The sequence below is a fragment of the Martelella sp. genome, from assembly GCF_984369615.1.
The window spans coordinates 1-6640 of record NZ_CFHTCS010000250.1; the positions used below are offsets into that span (position 1 = coordinate 1).

Below are 6640 nucleotides of genomic sequence, written 5' to 3' on the forward strand. Positions count from 1 at the left end.
GTGATCAGGCCGCAGACGCCGATCGGCTCCCGCCGGATCATGCCGGTCTCTTCCCGGCGCTCGAAGCGGTAATCCGCCAGCACCCGGATAGCCTCCTCGAAGTGAAAGAGGGCGACCGTCGCCTGTCGCTCGGTGGAAAACGTGATCGGCACGCCCATTTCCATTGTCATCAGCCGTGCAAGCTCGGGCAGGCGCGCCCTGAAGCCCTCGACGATACGCCCGAGAATGAAAAGGCGTTCCTCGCGTTCGCTCTGCGACCAGACGGCAAAGGCGCGGCGTGCGGCTTCGACCGCCATGTCGACATCCTCGGCGCTGCCGAGGCTGACAACGCCGATCTCCTGTTCGCTGGCCGGGTTGATAATCGGTATGGACCTCGCGCGCGCCGGTCGCCGCCAGCATCCGTCGATCAGAAAATCCAGAGCATTCATCCTGCCGCTTCCCTCCTCCGGTAAGTGCTGGAACTCTATCCGGCGGCTGACGCGCCGCAATGGGGTCGCGCAGCCGTTTCGTCTCGCGGAACGAAACCGTCGTCTTTTTGCCGAAAGGCCGCGCCGGCGCTAGAACCACCGAAGAGCATATTGGGAGACCGAAGAAAAATGCGCCGTTACTTCGAAGACTTTGCCGTTGGCGAGATCTGGACGAGCAGGACGATCACCCTGTCCGAGGACGAGATCATCCGCTATGCCCGCGACTATGATCCGCAGCCCATGCATGTCGATCCCGAAAAGGCGGCGGAGGGGCGCTTCGGCGGAATCATCGCCAGCGGCTGGCAGATCGCGGCCCTTTCCATGCGGCTGTTCGTGGAGGCGGGCGGATACGGCGAAACGCCGATGGTCGGCCTCGGCATCGAGCAATTGCGCTGGCGACGACCGGTGCGTCCGGGTGACCGGCTGACCACGACCCGCAAGGTGATTGCGACGGAGCCGCACCAGCGCCGACCGGAATTCGGCGTCATCAAGACCGAGGTGACGGTGACCAACCAGGATGGCGAAGCCGTGATGACGATGATCGCGCTCGGCCAGGTCCCCTGCCGCCCTCGCGCAGAATAGGCGGGAGGGGCAGGCGCTAGAGCGGTTCCGCCTTTCATGGAAACGCGAATCCGCTCTATCTATTTGTTTTGACGCATTTTCGCTTAACGTCAGACGTTTCCATCTGACTGCGAAATGCTTTAAAGGTGCCGGCCCTCGTCAACCGGGATGACGATGCCCGTCGAACTGGTCATGAGCGTGACGCAGGCGATGACGGCGCGCGCCACGTCATCGACGCTGGTGATTTTGGCAAGCGGCGTCTGCCTCGCCGTCGCTTCCAGCCGCGCGCGCGGTCGCCCCGGCACGAAATCGGTATCGACGCCGGCGGGCGACACGGAGAACACCCGGATTTCCGGCGCGAGCACCTTTGCGAGACCGATCGTGAGCGCGTCGAGTCCGGCCTTGGCCGCGCAATAGGCGAGATTGGAGCCAACGCCGGTGCGCGCGGCGATCGAGGAGATATTGACGATCGCGGCGTTCTCGCCTTTCGCGAGAAGCGGTTGAAAGGCGCGAATGGCGGCAAACGGTCCGCGCAGGTTGATCCGGGTGACGCGGTCGAAAATCTCGTCGGTGAGCCCGTCAAGATCATCGGCCGGCACGACTTCGGTCGCGCCGCCGCTGTTGACCAGAATGTCAACGCGTCCGAACCTTTCCTCGACCGCCCGCGCTGCCTCCGTGATGCTGGCGCTCGTCTCAAGCGCGATCCGCACGGCAATGTGGCCTGTGCCGGGAAGCGATCCGACCAGGTCTTCGGCAGCCTCGTTGCGGCTGTGATAGCCGACGACGATGGTGGCGCCAAGCTCCGCAAGGCGGATCGCCGAGGCCCGTCCGATTCCGCTTGTCGCGCCCGTGACCACGGCGACGCGTCCGTCGAGAAGAGGGGGCTGTCCGCTCACTTTGCGTTCTCCCAAAAGGGTTTTCGTAATTCCTGCTTCAGCACCTTGCCGCCGCTGTTGCGCGGAAGCGTTTCGCGCAGTTCGACCGCCGAGACCTTCTGCATGCGTCCCAGCCGGGCATTGACCCAGTCGCGCAGCGTCTCCGGCTCGATGTCTGCGCCCGGCCTTGCGACCACGAAGCCAAGAGGCGTTTCGCCCCATTTCTCGCTCGGGACCGCAATCACGGCGGCCTCGATGACATCGGGATGGGCGAGCAGTTTTTCCTCCAGGTCCGAGGCGTAGATATTGAAGCCGCCGGAGATGATCATGTCCTTCTTGCGGTCCAGCAGGACGAGAAAGCCGTCCTCGTCGAACATGCCGATATCGCCGGTGCGATGAAAGATCCGGCCCTCGGCATCGCGCCAGTAGAAGGCGCGGTTCGCCTCGTCATTGCGGAAATAGCCCGACATCATCATCGCCGAACGGCCGACAACCTCGCCGCGCCCGCCGGGCGCAACGTCCTTGCCGTCGTCATCGATGATGCGGATGATGTTGCCCGCGGCGGGCTTGCCCACGGTATGTGCCTTTTCAGGGTGCCGCGCGGCATCGAGAATGCAGGTGCAGCCGCCTTCCGTCAGGCCGTAGACCTCGAAGAAGCCGCCCGGCCATTGTTCGATGATGGCGCGTTTCGCAGCGGCCGGAAGCGGCGCGCCGGTGCACTGCTTGACCTTGAAGGACGACAGGTCGCGCTTGGCGAAGCTTGTCGCCGCCAGGATGCGCTGATACTGGACCGGCACCAGCATGGTGTGGGTCGCGCCGTATTGCTCGGCGAGCGCAAGATAGGCTTCGGCATCGAATTTCGGCATCAGCACGACATGGCTTGCGTGGAACAGCGCCGAAAGCATCGGCATCAGCGTCGTGTTCGAATAAAGCGGCGTCGCCAGAAGCATCTTGCTTTCGGGGCCAAGACCGAAAAGGGTCCGCGCCGCCTGCCGGTATCGCATGGCGTGGGCGTGAACGATGCCCTTGGCCCGGCCGGTGGTGCCGGAGGAATAGATGATGTTGAACGGCGCCTCGGGCGAGGGGATCACCGGAGCGCTCAGCGGCCGTGTTCCGGCAAGAAAATCGCGCGGCATGGCGCCCTCGGGCGTCGCATCAAGCTGGACAACGCGAGCGGCCATGTCCGCCGCCGGCAGGTCCGCATAGCCGTCCTGCCCGAAAATCAGCGCAGGGTCGCAGTCCTTGAGCATCCCGGCGAGCGCGTCACGGTGGGCCGAGACGGGCAGGGGCACGGCCGAGCCGCCTGCCGCGACGATCGCGAGATAGGCTGTCGTGAGCCCGAGGCCAGCCGTTCCCAGAAGCGCGATCCGCCCGGCGGCGCCGTCGCAATGGTGGGTGATTGCACCCGCCGCGGCCAGCACAGTCTCGCGGAGCTCCGCCCAGGTCATCGTCTGTCCGTTGCAGGTGAGCGCCGGCGCGTCCGGTTGCGCAAGACCGTGGCGCAGGATGGTGGCAAGCAATTCGCCTTCGTGGTTTGCGGTCGGCTTGCTGGCCTCATTCATCATCTGTCTCCCGGATCGTTTTCGATGAGCACGATATGGCGGGTGGCGATGGCGGGCTTTTCGGAGCCCTCCAGCTCGATCACGGCGTCGTTGACGATCCGCGTTCCGAGCGCATGCGGCTCAGCAGCGACAAGCGTCAGGGCGAGCCGGATACGGCTTTCCACCGGGACGGGCGCGATGAAGCGCATCCGGTCATAACCGTAGTTCAGCCCGCGCCCGCGCGCCCTGATCTGATAGATCTCGCGCTGGAGCGCCGGCTGCAGCGAGATGATGAAAAGGCCGTGGGCAATGGTCTTGCCGCCGGGCATCTCGCGCGCGGCGCGCTCCACATCCACATGGATCCAGTGATCGTCGCCCGTCAGCCGGGCATAGTCGTCGATTGCCTCCTGCGTCACGGTCATCCAGGCCGAGCGGCCGAGCAATTGGCCTTCATGGGCCGCGAGATCACGGGCATGGTCAACGATCAGCATCAGCGTTCATCCTCGTTGCGGGGCGGCCGGCCGTTTCGGCAAGTTCGGCATCGACCGCCAGAACCACCTTGCCGATCTGCCGGTTTTCGTCCATCAGCCGGTGCGCGGACCTGACGTCGCCGAAGGCGAAGACCCGATGGATGCGGGTCGCGATCTCGCCTGTCTCCAGAAGCGGCCAGACATCGCGGACCAGTTCGGCGGCGATCCGGCCCTTGTAGGCGGGCGGGCGCGGTCGAAGGGTCGAGCCGGTCAGCGTCAGCCTGCGCCGGACGATCTGGCGGATATTGACCTCCGCCGTCTCGCCGAGATGGCTGGCGATGAAGACCAGCCGACCGTCCGGCCTCAGAAGGTCAAGCTGCCGTTGCGTATAAGGCCCGGCCTGCGCATCGAGGATTAGGTCGAACCCGTCGGTAAGCGCCCTCAGTTCGTCGTCCCAGGCGCCTTTGTAGCTGACGGCATGGTGCGCGCCCGTCTGCAGACAGACGGATAATTTCTCATCTGTCCCGGCCGTCGCGAAAACCTCGGCGCCGCGCAGCTTGCGGGCAATCTGGATCGCGGCCATGCCGACCCCGCTGGTGCCGCCCTGCACAAGCAGGCGCTCGCCTTCGCCGAGGCGACCGAGCCAGACGACGTTGTTCCACGCGGTAAAATAGACTTCCGGCAGCGATGCGGCCTCGACATAGGTTAGCCCGCGCGGAACCGGCATGCATTGGAGCGCGGGCACGACGCAATATTCGGCATAGCCGCCGCCATTGGCCAGCGCGCAGACGGCGTCTCCGGGAGAAAGCCCGGCTACGCCGGGGCCAACGGCGTCGACAATGCCGGACACATCGAGGCCGGGGATCGGGGAGGCGTCCGGGGGCGGAGGATAGAGACCGCGTCTTTGCTGGATATCCGGCCGGTTGACGCCCGCCGCGTAAACCCGGATCCGGACTTCGCCCGCTCCGGGCGCGGGGAGGGGACTTTCGACGATGTCGAGTACGTCCGGTCCGCCGGCGCCATTGATTTCGACGACACGCATTGCGCTCAATTCCCCCTTTGAAGATCGATCTCCCCGGACGCCGGGCCTGCGCCCGGTCGCCTGCCCGTCAGACTTTCCAGTTATGCACAACCGGATTGGACAGCCTTCCGAGCCCCTCGATCTCGATGTCGATCGTACCGGCCAGTTTGTGCATGTTTACCGAGCGGTGGCCATTGGGAAATTCGCCGACGCCCTTCGCCGACGTTCCGAAGCAGAAGACATCGCCGGGTTCCAGGGTGAAGAAGCGACTGGCTTCCGCGATGACGTCGGCGACCTTGAAGCGGTAGCTCGCGGTGCTGTCGACGGCGAAGGGCTCTCCGTCGAACCAGCCCTTCACCTCAAGCGCGTCCGGGTTTTCAACTTCGTCGGCGGTGGTGATGAAGGGGCCCATCGGCCCGAACGTGTCGGTCGCCTTGGAGCGGGTGTGGTAGACGAAATAGACATCGCGGTCGTCCTCGCCATGCCGGTTGCGCCAGGCAAGATGATGCGGCCGGAGAAGATCGGGCTCGCGCGTCGTGGCGATCGAATCCATGCCGAACTTCATGCCGTGGGAGGTGACGTCATTGATGATGGTGAAGCCGAAGATCGCGTCCTTCGCCGCCTCGACCGATATCTTGCTGCAGCGTTTGCCGATGACGGCGGCAAGCTCCAGTTCGGGGATGGTCTCGCCGTAATAGTCTTCCATGATGATCGGCTTGTTGTGGCCGGTCAGGCAGGAGGGCGCCTTCAGGAAAAAGTTCGGCACGCCGGGATCGCGATGGGCGGACTTGCGGATGCCCATATTGTTGAAAGCGACGCCGAGGATTTTTGAGGGGCGCGGCTGTGGCGGAAGCCAATCCAGCGAAGCCTCGTCAAGCGGGGTCGCCTGTCCCTTCTCGAGCGCGTCACGCGCCCGGGCGAGTTCAGCTTCACCGCCCTCGATGAAGCTGTTCATGTCCGCCGGCGCCGACCCAAGCCCGGCGCTTTCGTAGAGCTCCGCCAGAAGAACGGTCGCATTGCCCTTTCTGATGGCAAGGACGGGCTTTCCCTGATGGTTGATGGTTGCTAGTTTCACGGCGGTCTCCTTCGCGTGCGCGGGCTTTCTGGTTTTTCAAAGGTCGTGTTTCGGCGCCCGTCCGCGACACGAAAGGGATGGCGTGATCGTTCGGATCATCCGTCGGTTATGCCGTTCTCAGGCGGGGTCGAGGCCGACCAGTTTCGCCGGATTGTCGCGCACCATCAGCCGCACCTCCTCCTCGGTGAAGCCGAGGGCGAGCAGAAGCTTGATCGCCTGGCGCAGCCCTTCCACGGGCGAGGGATTGTCGACCTGACCGAGATCGGAGCCGATCGAGGAATGCGCGACGCCGGCGGCCAGAACATGCTCCTTCAGCTCCTGCGGCGAAAATACGTTGAAGCGCGAATCCACGTAGAGACAGGCCGATTGCTCGATCACTGCGCCGAATTCGGCCATTTCGGTGATGTCCTCATAGGTGAAGTGCAGCCCGTACATGGGGTGATTGACCAGAAGGCGCTTGACGCCGCGCTTGCGCGCTTCCCTGAACAGTTTCCAGATTTCCCAGACGTGCAGGTGACCGGAGGACAGAATGGCATCAAAGGCGGCGATCGAATCGAGGATCTCCTTCACCGCGTCGAGAATTTCGCCATAGGCGTCGACGACGGTGATGCCGGGGGACGCTTTCAACTG

Annotated in this window: 8 protein-coding genes; 1 reads left to right on the plus strand and 7 read right to left on the minus strand. The window is 64.4% G+C overall.

The window, feature by feature from the left end; all coding sequences use genetic code 11:
- Window positions 1-428, minus strand: a 428-nt coding sequence (locus AC5DC2_RS17165; protein ID WP_491699354.1) for an aldehyde dehydrogenase family protein, incomplete at its 3' end; no start/stop codon positions are given.
- Between the two features lie 168 nt (window positions 429-596).
- On the opposite strand from AC5DC2_RS17165, the gene AC5DC2_RS17170 reads away from it, so the two are divergent.
- Window positions 597-1049, plus strand: a complete 453-nt coding sequence (locus tag AC5DC2_RS17170; RefSeq protein WP_491699355.1) for a MaoC family dehydratase — start codon at window positions 597-599, stop codon at window positions 1047-1049.
- Between the two features lie 119 nt (window positions 1050-1168).
- Here the strand turns inward: AC5DC2_RS17170 and AC5DC2_RS17175 are convergent, their stop codons facing one another.
- From AC5DC2_RS17175 to AC5DC2_RS17200, 6 genes are all read right to left on the minus strand, one after another.
- Window positions 1169-1924 carry an SDR family NAD(P)-dependent oxidoreductase gene (locus AC5DC2_RS17175; RefSeq protein WP_491699356.1) on the minus strand — a complete coding sequence of 252 codons (756 nt, stop codon included), beginning with the start codon at window positions 1922-1924 and terminating at the stop codon, window positions 1169-1171.
- A complete protein-coding gene (locus AC5DC2_RS17180) occupies window positions 1921-3465 on the minus strand; it encodes a class I adenylate-forming enzyme family protein (protein ID WP_491699357.1) in 1545 nt (514 codons plus the stop codon). The genes AC5DC2_RS17175 and AC5DC2_RS17180 overlap by 4 nt, the downstream gene beginning before the upstream one ends.
- Window positions 3465-3935, minus strand: coding sequence for a MaoC family dehydratase (locus AC5DC2_RS17185; RefSeq protein WP_491699358.1), 471 nt, complete (start codon window positions 3933-3935; stop codon window positions 3465-3467). The genes AC5DC2_RS17180 and AC5DC2_RS17185 overlap by 1 nt, the downstream gene beginning before the upstream one ends.
- On the minus strand, window positions 3922-4956 hold the full coding sequence (locus AC5DC2_RS17190; protein WP_491699359.1) for an NAD(P)H-quinone oxidoreductase: 1035 nt from the start codon (window positions 4954-4956) through the stop codon (window positions 3922-3924). Before AC5DC2_RS17190 ends, AC5DC2_RS17185 begins: the two co-directional genes overlap by 14 nt.
- A 67-nt stretch (window positions 4957-5023) precedes the next feature.
- Window positions 5024-6010 (minus strand): fumarylacetoacetate hydrolase family protein, encoded by a 987-nt coding sequence (locus tag AC5DC2_RS17195; protein ID WP_491699360.1) that lies wholly within the window; start codon window positions 6008-6010, stop codon window positions 5024-5026.
- Window positions 6011-6127: 117 nt separating this feature from the next.
- The coding region (locus tag AC5DC2_RS17200) for a DUF6282 family protein (RefSeq protein ID WP_491699361.1) at window positions 6128-6640 on the minus strand (513 nt) is incomplete at its 5' end.